Annotated in this window: 17 protein-coding genes; 10 read left to right on the top strand and 7 right to left on the bottom strand. The window is 67.0% G+C overall.

Annotated features, from left to right (window positions below):
* Positions 1–50 precede the first annotated feature (50 nt).
* The 5 genes from rpsD to infA all read right to left on the bottom strand — a co-directional run bounded on the left by rpsD (position 51) and on the right by infA (position 2,047).
* Positions 51–656 carry a 30S ribosomal protein S4 gene (gene rpsD, locus P9A17_RS05270; RefSeq protein ID WP_183467165.1) on the bottom strand — a complete coding sequence of 202 codons (606 nt, stop codon included), beginning with the start codon at positions 654–656 and terminating at the stop codon, positions 51–53.
* A 20-nt stretch (positions 657–676) separates the two neighbouring features.
* Positions 677–1,090 (bottom strand): 30S ribosomal protein S11, encoded by a 414-nt coding sequence (gene rpsK / locus P9A17_RS05265; protein WP_024446247.1) that lies wholly within the window; start codon positions 1,088–1,090, stop codon positions 677–679.
* Between the two features lie 6 nt (positions 1,091–1,096).
* Positions 1,097–1,471, bottom strand: coding sequence for a 30S ribosomal protein S13 (gene rpsM, locus P9A17_RS05260; RefSeq protein WP_278037532.1), 375 nt, complete (start codon positions 1,469–1,471; stop codon positions 1,097–1,099).
* A 159-nt stretch (positions 1,472–1,630) separates the two neighbouring features.
* Positions 1,631–1,744 carry a 50S ribosomal protein L36 gene (gene rpmJ / locus P9A17_RS05255; protein ID WP_003879483.1) on the bottom strand — a complete coding sequence of 38 codons (114 nt, stop codon included), beginning with the start codon at positions 1,742–1,744 and terminating at the stop codon, positions 1,631–1,633.
* An 81-nt stretch (positions 1,745–1,825) separates the two neighbouring features.
* Positions 1,826–2,047 (bottom strand): translation initiation factor IF-1, encoded by a 222-nt coding sequence (gene infA / locus P9A17_RS05250; RefSeq protein ID WP_003418601.1) that lies wholly within the window; start codon positions 2,045–2,047, stop codon positions 1,826–1,828.
* Between the two features lie 239 nt (positions 2,048–2,286).
* On the opposite strand from infA, the gene P9A17_RS05245 reads away from it, so the two are divergent.
* The 7 genes from P9A17_RS05245 to P9A17_RS05215 are packed head-to-tail and all read left to right on the top strand — an operon-like array spanning position 2,287 to position 10,577.
* Entirely contained in the window at positions 2,287–2,814 is a 528-nt protein-coding gene (locus P9A17_RS05245) for a hypothetical protein (RefSeq protein WP_278037531.1), read from the top strand.
* A 5-nt stretch (positions 2,815–2,819) separates the two neighbouring features.
* Positions 2,820–4,235, top strand: a complete 1,416-nt coding sequence (locus tag P9A17_RS05240; RefSeq protein ID WP_278037530.1) for a flotillin family protein — start codon at positions 2,820–2,822, stop codon at positions 4,233–4,235.
* Between the two features lie 39 nt (positions 4,236–4,274).
* Positions 4,275–5,939, top strand: coding sequence for an FAD-dependent oxidoreductase (locus P9A17_RS05235; RefSeq protein ID WP_278037529.1), 1,665 nt, complete (start codon positions 4,275–4,277; stop codon positions 5,937–5,939).
* A complete protein-coding gene (locus P9A17_RS05230; protein WP_278037528.1) occupies positions 5,936–7,378 on the top strand; it encodes an ATP-binding protein in 1,443 nt (480 codons plus the stop codon). The genes P9A17_RS05235 and P9A17_RS05230 overlap by 4 nt, the downstream gene beginning before the upstream one ends.
* 13 nt (positions 7,379–7,391) lie before the next feature.
* Positions 7,392–8,861, top strand: coding sequence for an ATP-binding protein (locus P9A17_RS05225; protein ID WP_278037527.1), 1,470 nt, complete (start codon positions 7,392–7,394; stop codon positions 8,859–8,861).
* Positions 8,858–9,706, top strand: coding sequence for an LLM class F420-dependent oxidoreductase (locus tag P9A17_RS05220; protein WP_278037526.1), 849 nt, complete (start codon positions 8,858–8,860; stop codon positions 9,704–9,706). Before P9A17_RS05225 ends, P9A17_RS05220 begins: the two co-directional genes overlap by 4 nt.
* A gap of 7 nt (positions 9,707–9,713) precedes the next feature.
* Positions 9,714–10,577: an LLM class F420-dependent oxidoreductase gene (locus P9A17_RS05215; RefSeq protein WP_278037525.1), complete on the top strand. Its 864-nt coding sequence runs from the start codon at positions 9,714–9,716 to the stop codon at positions 10,575–10,577.
* On the opposite strand, the gene P9A17_RS05210 is transcribed toward P9A17_RS05215, so the two are convergent.
* Positions 10,567–11,232: an LpqN/LpqT family lipoprotein gene (locus P9A17_RS05210; protein WP_278037524.1), complete on the bottom strand. Its 666-nt coding sequence runs from the start codon at positions 11,230–11,232 to the stop codon at positions 10,567–10,569. The genes P9A17_RS05215 and P9A17_RS05210 overlap by 11 nt on opposite strands.
* Positions 11,233–11,289: 57 nt before the next feature.
* Here P9A17_RS05210 and rfbB point away from each other — a divergent pair, with 57 nt between their 5' ends.
* Together rfbB and rfbC are read left to right on the top strand one after the other, a co-directional pair.
* On the top strand, positions 11,290–12,297 hold the full coding sequence (gene rfbB, locus P9A17_RS05205) for a dTDP-glucose 4,6-dehydratase (RefSeq protein ID WP_278037523.1): 1,008 nt from the start codon (positions 11,290–11,292) through the stop codon (positions 12,295–12,297).
* The gene (gene rfbC, locus P9A17_RS05200) at positions 12,294–12,866 is read left to right on the top strand and encodes a dTDP-4-dehydrorhamnose 3,5-epimerase (RefSeq protein WP_278037522.1); all 573 of its coding nucleotides are present in this window, start codon (positions 12,294–12,296) and stop codon (positions 12,864–12,866) included. The genes rfbB and rfbC overlap by 4 nt, the downstream gene beginning before the upstream one ends.
* Here the strand turns inward: rfbC and P9A17_RS05195 are convergent.
* The gene (locus P9A17_RS05195) at positions 12,863–13,885 is read right to left on the bottom strand and encodes a GGDEF domain-containing protein (protein ID WP_278037521.1); all 1,023 of its coding nucleotides are present in this window, start codon (positions 13,883–13,885) and stop codon (positions 12,863–12,865) included. The genes rfbC and P9A17_RS05195 overlap by 4 nt on opposite strands.
* A 50-nt stretch (positions 13,886–13,935) precedes the next feature.
* On the opposite strand from P9A17_RS05195, the gene P9A17_RS05190 reads away from it, so the two are divergent.
* Positions 13,936–15,456 (top strand): CoA-acylating methylmalonate-semialdehyde dehydrogenase, encoded by a 1,521-nt coding sequence (locus tag P9A17_RS05190; RefSeq protein ID WP_278037520.1) that lies wholly within the window; start codon positions 13,936–13,938, stop codon positions 15,454–15,456.

Raw genomic sequence — 15,456 nt, 5'->3', positions numbered from 1 at the left:
CGCTATTTGATGCCGTTAGGTGAGCTACCGCCGGATGGCGGCAACCTTTACTACTTCGAGTAGAGCTCGACGATCAGCTGCTCGGTCAGCGGGACGTCGATCTGCGCGCGCTCGGGCAGCTGGTGCACGAGGATGCGCTGACGTTCGCCGACGACCTGCAGCCAGCCCGGGATGGGGCGCTCGCCGGCAGTCTGCCGGGAGACCTCGAAGGGCAGGGTGTTGATCGACTTGTCCTTGATGTCGATGATGTCGTACTGCGCCACCCGGTAGCTGGGCACATCGACCTTCACACCGTTGACGGTGAAGTGGCCGTGGCTGACCAGCTGACGCGCCATACGGCGGGTGCGGGCCAGGCCTGCGCGGTAGACGACGTTGTCGAGCCGGCTCTCCAGGATGCGGAGCAGGTTGTCACCGGTCTTGCCGGGAAGGCGGTTGGCCTCCTCGTAGTAACGGCGGAACTGCTTCTCCATGACGCCGTAGGTGAAGCGGGCCTTCTGCTTCTCCTGCAGCTGGGTGCGGTATTCGCTCTCCTTGATCCGCGCGCGGCCGTGCTGGCCGGGCGGGTAGGGGCGCTTCTCGAAGGACTGATCTCCACCGACGAGGTCGACGCCGAGACGGCGCGACTTGCGGGTGACGGGTCCGGTATAACGAGCCATTTTCTAGTTCTCCCTGTTCCCTAGACCCGGCGCCGCTTGGGCGGACGGCAGCCGTTGTGCGGCTGCGGTGTGACGTCGGAGATCGCGCCCACCTCGAGGCCTGCAGCCTGCAGCGAGCGGATGGCGGTCTCGCGACCCGAACCCGGGCCCTTCACGAAGACGTCGACCTTCTTGACGCCATGCTCCTGCGCCTTGCGGGCAGCGTTCTCGGCAGCGAGCTGCGCGGCGAACGGGGTGGACTTACGCGACCCCTTGAAGCCGACATGTCCCGACGAGGCCCAGGCGATGACGTTGCCCTGAGGATCGGTGATGGACACAATCGTGTTGTTGAACGTGCTCTTGATGTGTGCGGCGCCGTGCGGGACGTTCTTCTTTTCCCTGCGACGGGTCTTCTGCCCCTTCTTGGGGGCGCCTGCCTTCTTTGCCTGTGCCATCCGGGGTTACCTGGCCTTCTTCTTGCCGGCGATGGTGCGCTTCGGGCCCTTGCGGGTGCGCGCATTGGTCTTAGTCCGCTGGCCGCGCACCGGCAGACCGCGGCGGTGCCGCAAGCCCTGGTAGCAGCCGATCTCGATCTTGCGACGGATGTCGGCCTGCACCTCGCGGCGCAGATCACCTTCCACCTTGAGGTTGCCCTCGATGTAGTCGCGCAGCTGGGTGACCTGATCGTCGGTCAGATCCTTGGTGCGCAGTTCCCGGCTGATACCGGTGGCTTCCAGGATCTCCTGGGAGCGGGTACGGCCGACGCCGTAGATGTAGGTCAGTGCGATCTCCATGCGCTTGTCGCGCGGGAGGTCAACACCCATAAGACGTGCCATTGAGTGTGCCATTCCTTCTCTGCGGAGGTCTTGTCCCAGCCCGTTCCCGGTCTCTTGCCGGGGCCCGGCCTCCGTGCCGGACGTGTGCGAGCGGCCAATCCGCTCAGTGGTGCTGGGAGTTCATCATTCAGTTGTGGGTACTGCGTCGAGGCTGGACTCTTAGCCCTGCCGCTGCTTGTGGCGGGGATCGGAGCAGATCACCATGACCCGCCCGTGCCGGCGGATCACCCTGCACTTGTCGCAGATCGGCTTGACGCTCGGGTTCACCTTCACGGCTGTGTCGATCCTTCTTCTCGAGGTTGTTCTGGGGTCGTGCGGAACGCGGTGCTCAATGGTGACTCGCGCGAGCGCTCGTCACTTGTAGCGGTAGACGATGCGGCCACGAGACAGGTCGTAGGGCGAGAGCTCCACGACCACGCGATCCTCGGGGAGGATGCGGATGTAGTGCTGCCGCATCTTGCCGCTGATGTGGGCGAGGACCTTGTGTCCGTTCTCCAGCTCAATGCGGAACATCGCATTGGGCAGGGGTTCGACGACACGACCCTCAACCTCTATGGCACCGTCTTTTTTGGCCATACTCTGTAACGATCCTTGCTTCCGTTTCGTACCTGACTTGCTGGCCTGCTCGGCGCAGCCTTCGATCCGACTTGAAAACGTGAGCCGGATCTAGGGAATTCCCTGGAATCAGGTTCTCCCGATGGGGCACGCAAAAAGTCGGCGCGTAAGTCGCACCGTTGATCCATGTTACTCGCAGCGGGCCTGTGCCCAAAATCTGCGCGGTCGGGGTGCCGCTCGGGTGCGAAGATCGTCCTGTGATGTGGGTCTATCTCGCCGCGTTCGGTGTCGGAGGGGTCGCGATACTGGCCGCTGTCCTGCTGACCGACGTCGAGTTCGGCCATGACGGCCTGCCCTTCCTGAGTCTGACCAGCCTGTCCGCCGGCCTTCTCGGCGCGGGCACCGGCGGGTTGATCGCCACCTGGACCGGACTCGGCACGCTCGGCTCGGCTGTCGTCGCCGTGGTGAGCGGCCTGCTGCTCATCGGCGCCCTGCAGGGGGTCCTGCTGCCGTACCTGCGGCGTCAGGAGTCGAATTCCCTGCGCGGTATGGACTCCTACATCGGGCTGCTCGGAACCGTCGTCCTCGACATCCCCACCGACGGGTGGGGCGAGGTGGCGTTCGTCGATCCCGACGGCTACCGGATCCGGGCCCGCGCGGTCACCGCCGAACCCGCCACGCTGGCCAAATCCACCCAGGTCTACATCGCCGACGTCGACGCCGACTACATCCACGTCGTCACCGTCCCCGGCCTCGACCCCGATCTGCCCACCGCCGAAAGGAACTGACCCGAATGTCCTTCCTGATGATCGTCATCGTCGCCGTCGTCGCCGGCCTGCTGTTGTTCGTGGCGCTGCCGATCGTCTACGTCAAGAACTACATCAAGGTGCCGCCGAACGAGGTCGCGGTGTTCACCGGACGCGGCACGCCGAAAGTCGTGCGCGGCGGTGCGCGGTTCCGGGTCCCCGGCATCGAACGCGTCGACATCATGAGCCTGGAGCCGTTCAACGTCAGCATCAACCTGCAGAACGCGCTGTCCAACAACGGCGTTCCGGTCAACGTCGAGGCCGTCGGCCTGGTGCGGATCGGGTCCGCCGACGAGGCCGTCCAGACCGCCGTCCAGCGGTTCCTGACGTCCGACCTCAACGAGTTGCAGCGCCAGATCAACGAGATCCTCGCGGGCAGCCTGCGCGGCATCACCGCCACCATGACCGTCGAGGACCTCAACTCCAACCGCGACACCCTGGCCCGCAGCGTCGTCGAAGAGGCCGGCAGCGACCTCGCCCGCATCGGCATGGAGGTCGACGTCCTCAAGATCGCCGGCATCTCCGACGCCAACGACTACCTCAAGTCCCTCGGTCAGCGCCGTATCGCCGAGGTCAAGCGCGACGCCACCGTCGGCACCGCCGAAGCCGAGCGCGATGCGCAGATCCAGTCGGCACGGGCACGGCAGGCGGGATCCATCGCCCAGGCCGAGGCCGATACCGCGATCGCCACGGCCAACCAGAAGCGCGACGTCGAGCTGGCCCGGCTGCGCGCCCAGACCGAAGCCGAGAACGCGCAGGCCGATCAGGCCGGCCCGCTGGCCAACGCCCGCGCGCAGAAGGACGTCGGTATCGCGATCGAACAGGCCGAGGCCGCACGCGTGCAGGCCCGCATCGAGGTCGAGCAACGCCGCGCCGAACAGTCGCAGGCGGCGCTGCAGGCCGACGTCATCGCCCCCGCCGAGGCACAACGCGCGGCCGACATCGCCCGGGCCGAGGGCCAGCGCCAGGCCACGATCCTGGCCGGTCAAGCCGCCGCCGACGCAAGAAAGGCCGCCGCGGACGCGCTGCGCGTCGAACGCCAGGCCGAGGCCGACGGCATCAAGGCCAGGCTGGTCGCCGAGGCCGCAGGCAAGAAGGAGATCGCCGCCGCACTGAATTCCTACTCCCCCGAGGCCGCGCGCCTGCAGACGCTGCCCGACGTACTGCAGTCGGTGGTCAAGGCGACCGAGGCCGCGGCGATGCCCCTCTCGGAGATCGAACGGCTGTCGATCATCGGCGGCGCGTCGGACACCCAGGACGCCCTCGGCGGTCTGCTCGGCGTCAGCCCGCTCGCGGTGGCCAAGATCGTCGAGACGCTGAAGTCGTCCGGTATCGATCTCGCGGGGATGCTCAACCGCAGTCCTGAGCAGGCGGTTGCGCCCACGGAGAACGGCCCGGCCTGACCCAGATTCCCGCTGGACAGCGGGCGCATACTTATCGTGATGACTGGACCTGAGCACCAGCCCCGCAAACCCGTGATCTTGACCGTTGACGACGACCCCGCGGTGTCGCGTGCCGTGGCGCGCGATCTGCGCCGGCATTACGGCGAGAAGTACCGCATCGTGCGTGCGGAATCGGGCCCCGATGCGCTGGAGACGCTGAACGAACTGAAGTTGCGCGGGGAGACGGTGGCGGTGTTCGTCGCCGACTACCGGATGCCGCAGATGAGCGGCATCGAGTTCCTCGAAGCCGCGATGGACATCTTCCCGATGGCCCGCCGCGTGCTGCTCACCGCCTACGCCGACACGCACGCCGCGATCGACGCCATCAACGTCGTCGACCTGGACCACTACCTGCTCAAGCCGTGGGATCCGCCGGAGGAGAAGCTGTACCCGGTGATCGACGCACTGCTCGATGCATGGCGCTCGACGGGCGACCGCGCGATCCCGCACACCAAGATCATCGGGCACCCGTGGAACGCGCGATCCTCGGAGGTGCGCGAGTTCCTGGCCCGAAATCGCCTGTACTACACGTGGTTTCGCTCCGACGAGGCCAAGGGCGCACAGCTGCTGGAGGCCGCGGGCCAGGACGGGCTGACACTGCCGATCGTCATCACCGAGCAGGGCGAGACGCTGGTCGACCCGACCGACGCCGAGCTGGCCGCCACCCTCGGCCTGACCACCACCCCGTCGGACGACTTCTACGACCTCGTCGTCATCGGCGGTGGCCCCGCAGGTCTGGCCGCCGCCGTGTACGGGGCGTCCGAGGGTCTCAAGACGGTGCTCATCGAGCGCACCGCCACCGGCGGACAGGCTGGGCAGAGCTCCCGCATCGAGAACTATCTGGGCTTCCCCGACGGACTCTCCGGGGCGCAGCTGGCCGAGCGGGCCCGCCGCCAGGCCGAGAAGTTCGAGGCCGAACTGATCACCGCGGCCGAGGTGACCCATCTGGAGGTCGACGGCAGCGCCCGCACGATCCACCTGTCCGACGGTCGCACCATCGGGACCCGCGCGGTGATCCTTGCAATGGGCGTCGAGTACCGGCAGCTGTCGGCGGAAGGCTGCGACGGCCTGACCGGCGCGGGCGTCTACTACGGGGCGACGGCGTCGGTGGCTTCGGACTGCGACAACGACGAGGTGTTCGTCATCGGCGGCGCCAACTCGGCCGGGCAGGCCGCGATGTACCTGGCCCGCACCGCCAAGACCGTGAACATCGTCATCCGCCGCACGCTCGAGGATTCGATGTCGCATTACCTGATCCAGCAGATCAGGGCGCAGGACAACATCAGGGAGATGCCCAACACCGTCGTGCATGCGGTCAAGGGCGACGGCCACCTCGAAGGCATCTGCCTGGAGAACACCAAGACCGGTGAGCGCGAGGAACACCAGTGCGGGCGGATGTTCATCTTCATCGGCGCCGAACCCCGCACCGAATGGCTCGACGGTGTCGTCGTCCGCGACGACCACGGGTTCATCGTGTCCGGACCGGACCTGCGTGACATCAGCGGCTGGACGCTGGAACGCCCACCGCACCACCTAGAGTCGAGCGTTCCCGGGGTGTTCGTGGCCGGCGACGTCCGCGCCGAGTCGGCCAAGCGGGTGGCGGCGGCCGTCGGCGAAGGATCGATGGCGGTGATGCTCGTGCACCGGTACCTGGCCGAGACATGAGCACGTGCGACCTGTCCGAATTGCGCGGGCTCTTCATCTTCGAAGGTCTGACCGACGCGCAGCTGATGACGCTGTGCGCAGACGGCCGGGTCGACACCTATCCCGCCGGTGAGCTCTGCCGCGAGGGGGAGCCCGCCGACTACTTCTATGTGCTGCTCGACGGTGAGGTGGCGCTGTCGAAGCGGTCCGGCACCCGCGACATCGACATCTGGCGTGCGGACACCCCGGGCTCGTATTTCGGGGCGTGGTCGGCGTTCCTGCTCGACGAGCCGACCACCTACGAGAACACCGGCACGCTGACCCGTCCGTCGCGGGTCCTGGCGATCCCGGCGACCACGCTGGGGAACCTCCTCGTCACGGAGTTCCCGATGGCGACGCACCTGCTCGTCGGCCACTCCCACGGCCGCTTCCATCAACGCCGCATCCTCGGGCCGCACGACCGGCTGGTGCAGCTCGGCCAGATGACCGCGGGGCTCACCCACGAGCTGAACAATCCGGCGGCGGCCGCCGTCCGGGCCGCCAACGGTCTGCGCACCCAGATCGCCGGGATGCGGCACCGCCGCGCGGAGCTGCCCCGCACGGTGGCGCCGGAGGCGATGGACTCACTCGTCGAATTGCAGGACCGGGTCGCCGAATTGGCGGGCAAGCCCAAGGACCTCACCGCGGTCGAGAAGTCCGATCTGGAGGAAGCGCTCGGCCAGTGGCTCGACGACCACGGCGTCGAGGACGCCTGGGAGCACGCCGCGATCTTCGCCGAGGCCGGCCTCGACATCGACTGGATGGAACGGATCTCGGCGTCCCCGTGCTGCGTCGCAGATGACCTCACCCCCGTGATCCGCTGGCTCGCGTGCACGGCCGAGACCGAGCTGCTGCTGACCGAGATCACCGACTCGACCAAGCGGATCTCGACGCTGGTCGACCAGGCCAAGCAGTACACGCAACTCGACCGCGCGCCGTTCGACGTCGTCGACGTCCACGAGCTTCTGGAGGCGACCCTGTCGATGGTCTCCCACCGGCTCGGGGCGGGCGTGTCGGTGGTCCGCGACTTCGACCTCGCGCTACCCCCGCTGCCCTGCTACCCGGCCGAGCTGAACCAGGTGTGGACGAACCTGATCCACAACGCCCTCGACGCGATGGGCGCCGAATCGGAGGTGCCGCGCGTGCTCACCCTGCGCACCCGGCGCGTCCAGGACAGGGTGCGGGTCGAAGTGTGCGACAACGGCGCCGGCATCCCGGACGACGTGTTGGCTTTAGTCTTCGACCCGTTCTTCACCACCAAACCGTTCGGCGAGGGCACCGGTCTGGGCCTCGACCTCGCCGCGCGCATCGTCGACCGCCACCTCGGCAGCCTCTGGGCGGAATCAAATCCCGGCGATACGCGTTTCATTTGTTCACTGCCACTCCAGGCTCCCGACACGCTCGCTGCCGACAGGCCATAGGAAGGATCCCGCCATGGGCGAAAAGTGCCTGCCCACCGAGCTTCGCACCCTGTTCCTGTTCGAGAAGCTCACCGACGAACAGCTGCAGACCCTGTGCGACAACGGCCACATCGCGGTCTTCGAGCCGGGTCCGATCTGCACCGAAGGTGATCCGGCGACGTGTTTCTACGTCCTCATCGACGGTGAGCTGGTGATGTCCAAACGCTCGGGCGGCGTCGATCTCGAGACCAACCGGACGTCGCAGCGCGGCGTGTACTGCGGGGCGTGGTCGGCCTACGTGCCGGGCGAGGACAAGAATTATCAAGCATCCGTTCGGGTAACCCGGCCGTCACGCTTCTTCGTGCTCGACGCCAATGCGTTCGCGACGTTCATGCAGAAGGAATTCCCGATGGCCGTGCACCTGCTGGAGGGCCACATGGTCGGCGGGATGCGGCAGCGCCAGATCATCGACACCCGCGAGAAGCTGCTGGCCCTCGGCCAGCTGTCCGCGGGTCTGACCCATCAGCTCAACAACCCGGCGGGCGCGACGGCCCGCGCTGTCGCCGACCTCCGCGAGGGTGTCGGCAAGATGCGGCACAAGCTGGCGATGCTGGCCGACGGCAAGTTCACGCCCGAGGCGTTGCGGGTTCTGATCAGCATTCAGGACGAGGTGGCCGAGCAGGTCGCCAAGTCGAAGGGGCAGGAGCTGACCGCGCTGGAGACCTCCGACCGGGAGGACCAGATCGGGGACTGGCTCGAAGATCACGGGATCTCGGCGGCGTGGGATTACGCGCCGACGTTCGTGGAGGCCGGACTCGACGTCGACTGGCTCGAACGAGTACAGGCCTCGGTCGACGACGTCGACTGTTCGGCGACGCTGCCCGGCGCGATCGGCTGGCTGAAGTACACGATCGACAACGAGCTGCTGATGAACCAGATCGCCGAGGCCTCCAAGCGCATCTCGGCGCTGCTGGCCGGCGCCAAGCAGTACTCGCAGATGGACCGCGCGCCGTACCAGAGCGCCGACGTGCACGAATTGCTGCACAGCACGCTGATGATGTTCGGCGACAAGATCGGCAAGAACAACCCGGTCAAGCTGGTCAAGGACTGCGACAAGTCACTGCCCCAATTGCTTTGCTACCCAGGCGATCTCAATCAGGTCTGGACGAACATCATCGACAACGCGATTCAGGCGATGGGCGGCGAAGGCACGCTGACCCTGCGCACGATGCGCGAGAACGAGAACACCATCCGGGTCGAGATCGAGGATGACGGTCCGGGCATCCCCGAGGACATCATCGAGCGGATCTTCACCCCGTTCTTCACGACCAAACCGTTCGGCGAGGGCACCGGACTCGGCCTGGATCTGGCCTGGCGCATCATCGTCGAGAAGCACCACGGCAACCTGTCGGTGCAGTCACAGCCCGGGAAGACCACGTTCAGCATCTGTCTGCCGCTGGAAGCGCCTGCGCCGGAGAACTACACCGAAGCCCTCGCCGAGTGAGTGAATCCAAGCCCGATCTGGGCACGTTCGGATCGTTCGGCCGCGGGGTCACCCCGCAACAGGCCAAGGACATCGAGGCGCTGGGCTACGGCGCCGTGTGGGTCGGCGGATCGCCGCCCGCGGAGCTCGACTGGGTCGAGCCACTCCTCGACGCGACCACCACGCTGAAGGTGGCCACCGGCATCGTCAACGTCTGGACTGCCGCGGCAGGCCCCGTCGCCGAGTCGTTCCACCGGATCGAGACCGCACACCCCGGACGTTTCCTGCTCGGAATCGGAGTCGGGCACCCCGAGGCACATCAGGAGTACCGCAAGCCCGTCGACGCCCTGATCGAGTACCTCGACAAGCTCGACGAGTACGGCGTCCCGCGTGGACGGCGCGTCGTCGCCGCGCTCGGCCCGCGGGTGCTCAAGCTCTCGGCGGACCGCTCGGCCGGTGCGCACCCGTATCTGACCACTCCCGAACACACCGCCATGGCCCGCGAGCTGATCGGTCCCGAAGCGTTCCTGGCCCCCGAGCACAAGGTCATCCTGACCACCGACCCCGACAGGGCCCGCGAGACCGGCCGCAAGGCTCTGGATGTCTATCTGAACCTGGCCAATTACCTGAACAGCTGGAAACGCCTCGGATTCAGTGATCAGGATCTGGCGAAACCGGGTAGTGACCGTCTGGTGGACGCCGTCGTCGCCTACGGGACCGTCGACGCCATCGCGGCCCGGCTGCGGGAACATCTCGACGCCGGCGCCGACCACGTACCGGTGCAGGTGCTGACAGGTAAGAACGGGGAAGCCAAACTCGTGCCTGCACTGGCCGAGCTGGCCGGACCGTTGGGCCTGAAGGGATGAAGGAACTATGAGCGAGTCCGCGATCAACTCCGGTGGCCCGTCGCTGAAGCCCGCACTGGGCCGTTACGGCGTGTGGACCGGGCAGCCGGTGTCGCCGGAGCAGGCGGTGGAGATCGAGAAGCTCGGCTACGGCGCGGTGTGGGTGGGCGCCTCCCCCGCCGCCGATCTGGCGTTCGTCGAACCGATCCTGGAGAAGACCGAGACGCTTCAGGTCGCCACCGGCATCGTCAACATCTGGACGGCGGACGCCGGCGAGGTGGCCGAGTCCTACCACCGCATCGAGAAGGCGTTCCCCGGCCGCTTCCTGCTGGGCGTCGGGGTGGGGCATCCCGAGCACACTCAGGAGTACACGAAGCCCTACCAGGCGCTGGTCGATTACCTCGACAAGCTGGATGCGGCGAAGGTGCCGACCAGCCGCCGCGTGGTCGCCGCGCTGGGCCCGCAGGTGCTGCAACTGTCCGCGCAGCGCAGCGCAGGCGCGCACCCGTATCTGACGACACCCGTGCACACCGGGCAGGCACGCGAATTACTGGGCCCGACAGTGTTCATCGCGCCCGAGCACACCGTCGTGCTGACCAACGACGCGGAGGCGGCCCGTGAGATCGGCCGCGGGACCGTCGACTTCTATCTCGGCCTGTCCAACTACGTGAACAACTGGAAGCGGCTGGGATTCACCGAGGAGGACCTGGAGCGTCCCGGCAGCGACCGGTTCATCGATGCCGTCGTCGCGTACGGATCGCCGGACCAGATCGCTGCGAAGCTCTCCGAACACCTGGCCGCCGGTGCGGACCATGTCGCGATTCAGGTGCTCGGCGGCGAAGACGAGCTGCTGTCGACGCTGGAGGAGCTGACGGGGCCGCTCAAGGCGTGATCGTGGTGCCGCTGTCGATCGTGGTCATCGCCGCGAGGATGGCGTCCTGCTGCTCGACGGGCCCCTGAGCGTCGAGGGCGAGCATGTAGGTGTGCTCGGCCCCCTCGATGACGACGCCCTTGCGCGCCACAAAGGTCGGCGCTCCGTCGACGAGCGCGGTCCCGGCAATGGCGACCGCCTCGAACCCGCCGAGCTCGGCGGGCTCGCCCACCAACGGGCCCTGCCACCCGTCCAGCTTGGTGACGGCGTTCGGGACGAGCTCGAGGATCGTGGCGACGTCGAACTCGCCGCCCTCCAGGCGCGCCATCCTGGCGATGACGGCGGGCGGGTTCGGCGTGCCCTTGGCGGCGGACAGGAAGATGGCGCCGTAAGCGTCCTGCGGGAGGTCGGCGTCCGGGATGGGCTCCCAGCCTTCGGGCATCGGCAGATCCACCTTCGGCACACCCGGCTCGTTGGCCTTGACGATGGTGTGGCTGACGCCGTTGGCCGTCAGGTACTCGCCGACGGTCTGCTTGTCCGCGGGGGCGGCAGCGCTGGTCTCGGTGGCCTCGGCGGTCGTCGTCTCGGCCGACGACGAGGCGGCAGATGAGGTTGCGGAAGACTCACCGGACTTGTCGTCGCCGGAGCCGCACCCCGTCAGGACGGACCAGGTCATAGGAGAACACAGGGCACGCGGTTCCAAGCCGGATTGCGATAGATAGGGTCACTGTTCATGCGGTTGCTGATAACCGGTGGTGCGGGGTTTATCGGCGCCAATTTCGTCCGCAACGCCGTGCGTGAGCACCCCGGCGTGCGTGTCACGGTGCTGGATTCGCTGACGTATGCGGGTAGCCGGGAAGCGTTGGCCGACGTGGATTCCGAGATCCAGCTGGTGCAGGGCGACATCACCGACGCCGCCCTGGTCGGTGCACTCGTCGCCGAATCGGATGCGGTTGTCCACTTCGCCGCGGAGACGCACGTCGACAATGCGCTGGCCGATCCTGAACCGTTCGTCCATTCCAACGTGCTCGGGACGTTCACGATCCTGGAGGCCGTACGCCACGCGTCTGCCTCCAGAATGGTTCGCCTGCACCACATTTCGACCGACGAGGTGTACGGGGACCTCCCCCTCGGAGATTCCTCGCGTTTCACCGAGACGACGCCATACAACCCGTCGAGTCCGTACTCGTCGACCAAAGCCGCCGCCGACCTGCTGGTGCGCGCGTGGGTGAGGTCCTACAACGTCGCGGCGACGCTGTCGAACTGCTCCAACAACTACGGCCCGTTCCAGCACGTCGAGAAGTTCATCCCACGACAGATCACGAATGTGCTGACGGGCAGACGACCGAAGCTGTACGGCACCGGCGCGAACGTGCGGGACTGGATTCACGTCGACGACCACAACAGCGCGGTGTGGCGGATCCTGACACACGGGACGATCGGCCGCACCTATCTGATCGGCGCCGACGGTGAACGCGACAACCTGTCGGTGATGCAGACGATCCTGCGACTCATGGATCGCTCCCCCGACGACTTCGAGCATGTCGTCGACCGGCAGGGGCACGACCTGCGGTACGCCATCGACGCGTCCCCGCTGCGCGACGAACTCGGCTGGCGCCCCGCGCACACCGATTTCGAGGCGGGCCTGCGGGACACGATCGCGTGGTACCGGGACAACGAATCCTGGTGGGGGCCAATCAAAGACGGTGTCGAGAAGGCCTACGAGGGGCGTGCCCAGTGAAGGTCCGCGAGCTCGCGATCCCCGGTTCGTGGGAGTTCACGCCGGTCGTGCACAGCGATTCGCGGGGCGCGTTTCTCGAGTGGTTCACCGATGAGTCGTTCACCGCGGTCACCGGGCACCGGCTGGATGTGTTCCAGGCCAACTGTTCGGTGTCGAAAGCGGGGGTCCTGCGGGGTGTGCATTTCGCCGCGGTACCACCCGGCCAGGCGAAGTACGTGACGTGCGTACGGGGTTCGATCGTCGACGTCGTCGTCGACATCCGGGTCGGGTCGCCGACGTTCGGTCGGTGGGACGCGGTGACGCTCGATGACCGGGAGCACCGCGCCGTGTACCTGGCCGAGGGACTCGGGCACGCGTTCCTGTCGTTGGACGACGATTCAACGGTCACCTATCTGTGTTCGTCCGGCTACGACCCGGCCCGCGAGCACACCGTCGATCCGCTCGACCCTGCCCTGGGCATCGACTGGTCGTCCTGGTTCTCCGGTGAGCTGATCCTGTCCGACCGCGACCGGGCCGCACCACCGTTCGCGGAGCTCGAGGCCGCGAGCCTGCTACCCACCTGGAGCTAAGAGCCTTCCGCGTCGCGCAGCGGCTTGCCGCGGCTCGCGTAGAGCACCTCGTCCGCCTGGCGCAGCAGGCGTGGGATATCGATCTCACGGGTCCGCCCGGTTGCGGTGCCGATGCTGACTTCCGGCGTCGACGCGCGAATCGTCTGCACGAACGTCTCCGCGACACCGTCGCGCGCGGCGATGCACCCAGCGAACTCGTCGCCCCCGAGCCGGGCCAGAATCGCTCCGCGCGGCGCCGCGGCGCGCCACGCGGTCGCGTATTCGGTGATGCGACGGTCGCCGGCGTCATGCCCGTAGGTGTCGTTGAGGTGCTTGAGCTTGTCAATGTCCAGCGCGACCACTGTGACGACGTCCGACTGGGGCCGCCGACCGGTCAGCAGTTCCGCGGTGGCGATCTCCCAGCCCGCCCGGTTGAACAGACCGGTCATCGGATCGGTGCACGCCGCGGTCAGCAGTGCGCGCATCACAATTCCGAACGACTCCGCGGTGCCGACGATCGCGACGGCGATGATCAGGAACGTGATCACCCCGACATGGGGCGCGGGAGAGACGGCGACGGCTGCGAGGACAGCCCCGGTCAGCAGCGCGATCAGCACCGCCGCCCGGCGGGGTGAGTAGAACGCACGCACATACATCGCAAGGAACATCGACGCGGTCATGCAGACGTAGATCGAGGTCAACGTGACGTGGAACGCGATCACCAGCGGTGTCGCGACGATGGCGGCCGCCAGTGCGGGCCCGGAGTTCTGCGGGCTGAACGCGAGGTACCCCAACGCGGCGATTCCGAGCACGATCGCGGCGATCCCGCCGGCCGGGTTGGCGAACTCCAGGTCCGTTCGGACGGGGAACAGCGTGAAGGTGACCCCGTAGGCGTACAGGAATGTCGTGGCCGCGAGGTAGATGCGCAGCAGCCGGATCTTCTGTCGGCCGAACACGCGGCCGTCGGCGCCGGCCAGCGAGCTGAGCAGATGCATGACCGACAGCTTGCCCTGCGGCCCTTGCCAATGCCCGACACCCATTACTAGGATATCCAAGTATCTATAGGCGGTCGCTTTTGGAAGGCTTGAGCATGTCCACACGGATCCCCCACTTCATCGACGGCAAGCGCAGCGAGCTGGCGTCCACGCGCACCGCCGGCGTCCTGAACCCGAGCACCGGCGAGGTGCAGGCCGAGGTTCTGCTCGCCAGCAAGGCCGACGTCGACACCGCGGTCGCCTCGGCTGTCGAGGCACAGAAGGAGTGGGCCGCCTGGAACCCGCAGCGCCGCGCCCGCGTGATGATGAAGTTCATCGCACTGGTCAATGAGCACGTCGAAGAACTAGCGGAGCTCCTCAGCATGGAGCACGGCAAGACCGTCGCCGACTCCAAGGGCGACATCCAACGCGGCATTGAGGTCATCGAGTTCGCGATCGGCATCCCGCACCTGCTCAAGGGCGAGTTCACCGAGGGCGCGGGCGGTGGCATCGACGTCTACTCGATCCGGCAGCCGCTCGGTGTCGTCGCCGGCATCACCCCGTTCAACTTCCCTGCGATGATCCCGCTGTGGAAGGCCGGACCCGCGCTCGCGTGCGGAAACGCGTTCATCCTCAAGCCTTCTGAGCGCGACCCCTCCGTTCCGCTGCGTCTCGCCGAACTCTTCCTCGAAGCCGGCCTGCCAGCAGGCGTCTTCCAGGTCGTGCAGGGCGACAAGGAAGCCGTCGACGCGATCCTGACCCACCCCGACATCCAGGCCGTCGGCTTCGTCGGCAGCTCCGACATCGCGCAGTACATCTACTCGACCGCCGCGGCCCACGGGAAGCGCAGCCAGTGCTTCGGCGGCGCCAAGAACCACATGATCGTCATGCCCGACGCCGACCTCGACCAGGCCGTCGACGCGCTCATCGGCGCCGGCTACGGCAGCGCCGGCGAGCGCTGCATGGCGATCAGCGTCGCCGTCCCCGTTGGTGAAGAGACGGCAAACCGCTTGCGCAACAGGCTGGTTGAGCGCGTCAACCAGCTTCGTGTCGGCCACAGCCTCGACCCCAAGGCCGACTACGGCCCGCTGGTCACCGGCGCCGCGTTGGAGCGCGTCCGTGACTACATCGGTCAGGGCGTCGAGTCCGGCGCCGATCTGGTGGTCGACGGCCGCGAACGCGCCACCGATGAACTGACGTTCGATGATCAGAGCCTGGAGAAGGGCTTCTTTATCGGCCCGACGCTGTTCGACCACGTCACCACCGACATGTCGATCTACACCGACGAGATCTTCGGGCCGGTGCTGTGCATCGTGCGCGCCAAGGATTACGAAGAAGCGCTGAGTCTTCCGACGAAGCACGAGTACGGCAACGGTGTCGCGATCTTCACCCGCGACGGCGACGCGGCCCGCGATTTCGTGTCCCGCGTGCAGGTCGGCATGGTCGGCGTCAACGTGCCGATCCCGGTTCCGGTGGCCTACCACACCTTTGGCGGCTGGAAGCGCTCCGGCTTCGGCGATCTCAACCAGCACGGGCCCGCGTCGATCCAGTTCTACACCAAGGTCAAGACCGTCACCGAGCGCTGGCCGTCGGGCATCAAGGATGGCGCCGAGTTCGTCATTCCCACGATGAACTAA

Source organism: Mycobacterium sp. 236(2023), from assembly GCF_029623955.1.
GTDB lineage: Bacteria > Actinomycetota > Actinomycetes > Mycobacteriales > Mycobacteriaceae > Mycobacterium.
This window is presented reverse-complemented; position numbering and strand designations above follow the sequence as displayed.

What these genes read in the sequence shown, in the direction of transcription:
- rpsD (WP_183467165.1), bottom strand. Translation starts at nt 656, where the DNA reads ATGGCTCGTTATACCGGACCCGTCACCCGCAAGTCGCGCCGTCTCGGC.
- rpsK (WP_024446247.1), bottom strand. Translation starts at nt 1,090, where the DNA reads ATGGCACAGGCAAAGAAGGCAGGCGCCCCCAAGAAGGGGCAGAAGACC.
- rpsM (WP_278037532.1), bottom strand. Translation starts at nt 1,471, where the DNA reads ATGGCACGTCTTATGGGTGTTGACCTCCCGCGCGACAAGCGCATGGAG.
- infA (WP_003418601.1), bottom strand. Translation starts at nt 2,047, where the DNA reads ATGGCCAAAAAAGACGGTGCCATAGAGGTTGAGGGTCGTGTCGTCGAA.
- P9A17_RS05245 (WP_278037531.1), top strand. Translation starts at nt 2,287, where the DNA reads ATGTGGGTCTATCTCGCCGCGTTCGGTGTCGGAGGGGTCGCGATACTG.
- P9A17_RS05240 (WP_278037530.1), top strand. Translation starts at nt 2,820, where the DNA reads ATGTCCTTCCTGATGATCGTCATCGTCGCCGTCGTCGCCGGCCTGCTG.
- P9A17_RS05235 (WP_278037529.1), top strand. Translation starts at nt 4,275, where the DNA reads ATGACTGGACCTGAGCACCAGCCCCGCAAACCCGTGATCTTGACCGTT.
- P9A17_RS05230 (WP_278037528.1), top strand. Translation starts at nt 5,936, where the DNA reads ATGAGCACGTGCGACCTGTCCGAATTGCGCGGGCTCTTCATCTTCGAA.
- P9A17_RS05225 (WP_278037527.1), top strand. Translation starts at nt 7,392, where the DNA reads ATGGGCGAAAAGTGCCTGCCCACCGAGCTTCGCACCCTGTTCCTGTTC.
- P9A17_RS05215 (WP_278037525.1), top strand. Translation starts at nt 9,714, where the DNA reads ATGAGCGAGTCCGCGATCAACTCCGGTGGCCCGTCGCTGAAGCCCGCA.
- P9A17_RS05210 (WP_278037524.1), bottom strand. Translation starts at nt 11,232, where the DNA reads ATGACCTGGTCCGTCCTGACGGGGTGCGGCTCCGGCGACGACAAGTCC.
- rfbB (WP_278037523.1), top strand. Translation starts at nt 11,290, where the DNA reads ATGCGGTTGCTGATAACCGGTGGTGCGGGGTTTATCGGCGCCAATTTC.
- P9A17_RS05195 (WP_278037521.1), bottom strand. Translation starts at nt 13,885, where the DNA reads ATGGGTGTCGGGCATTGGCAAGGGCCGCAGGGCAAGCTGTCGGTCATG.
- P9A17_RS05190 (WP_278037520.1), top strand. Translation starts at nt 13,936, where the DNA reads ATGTCCACACGGATCCCCCACTTCATCGACGGCAAGCGCAGCGAGCTG.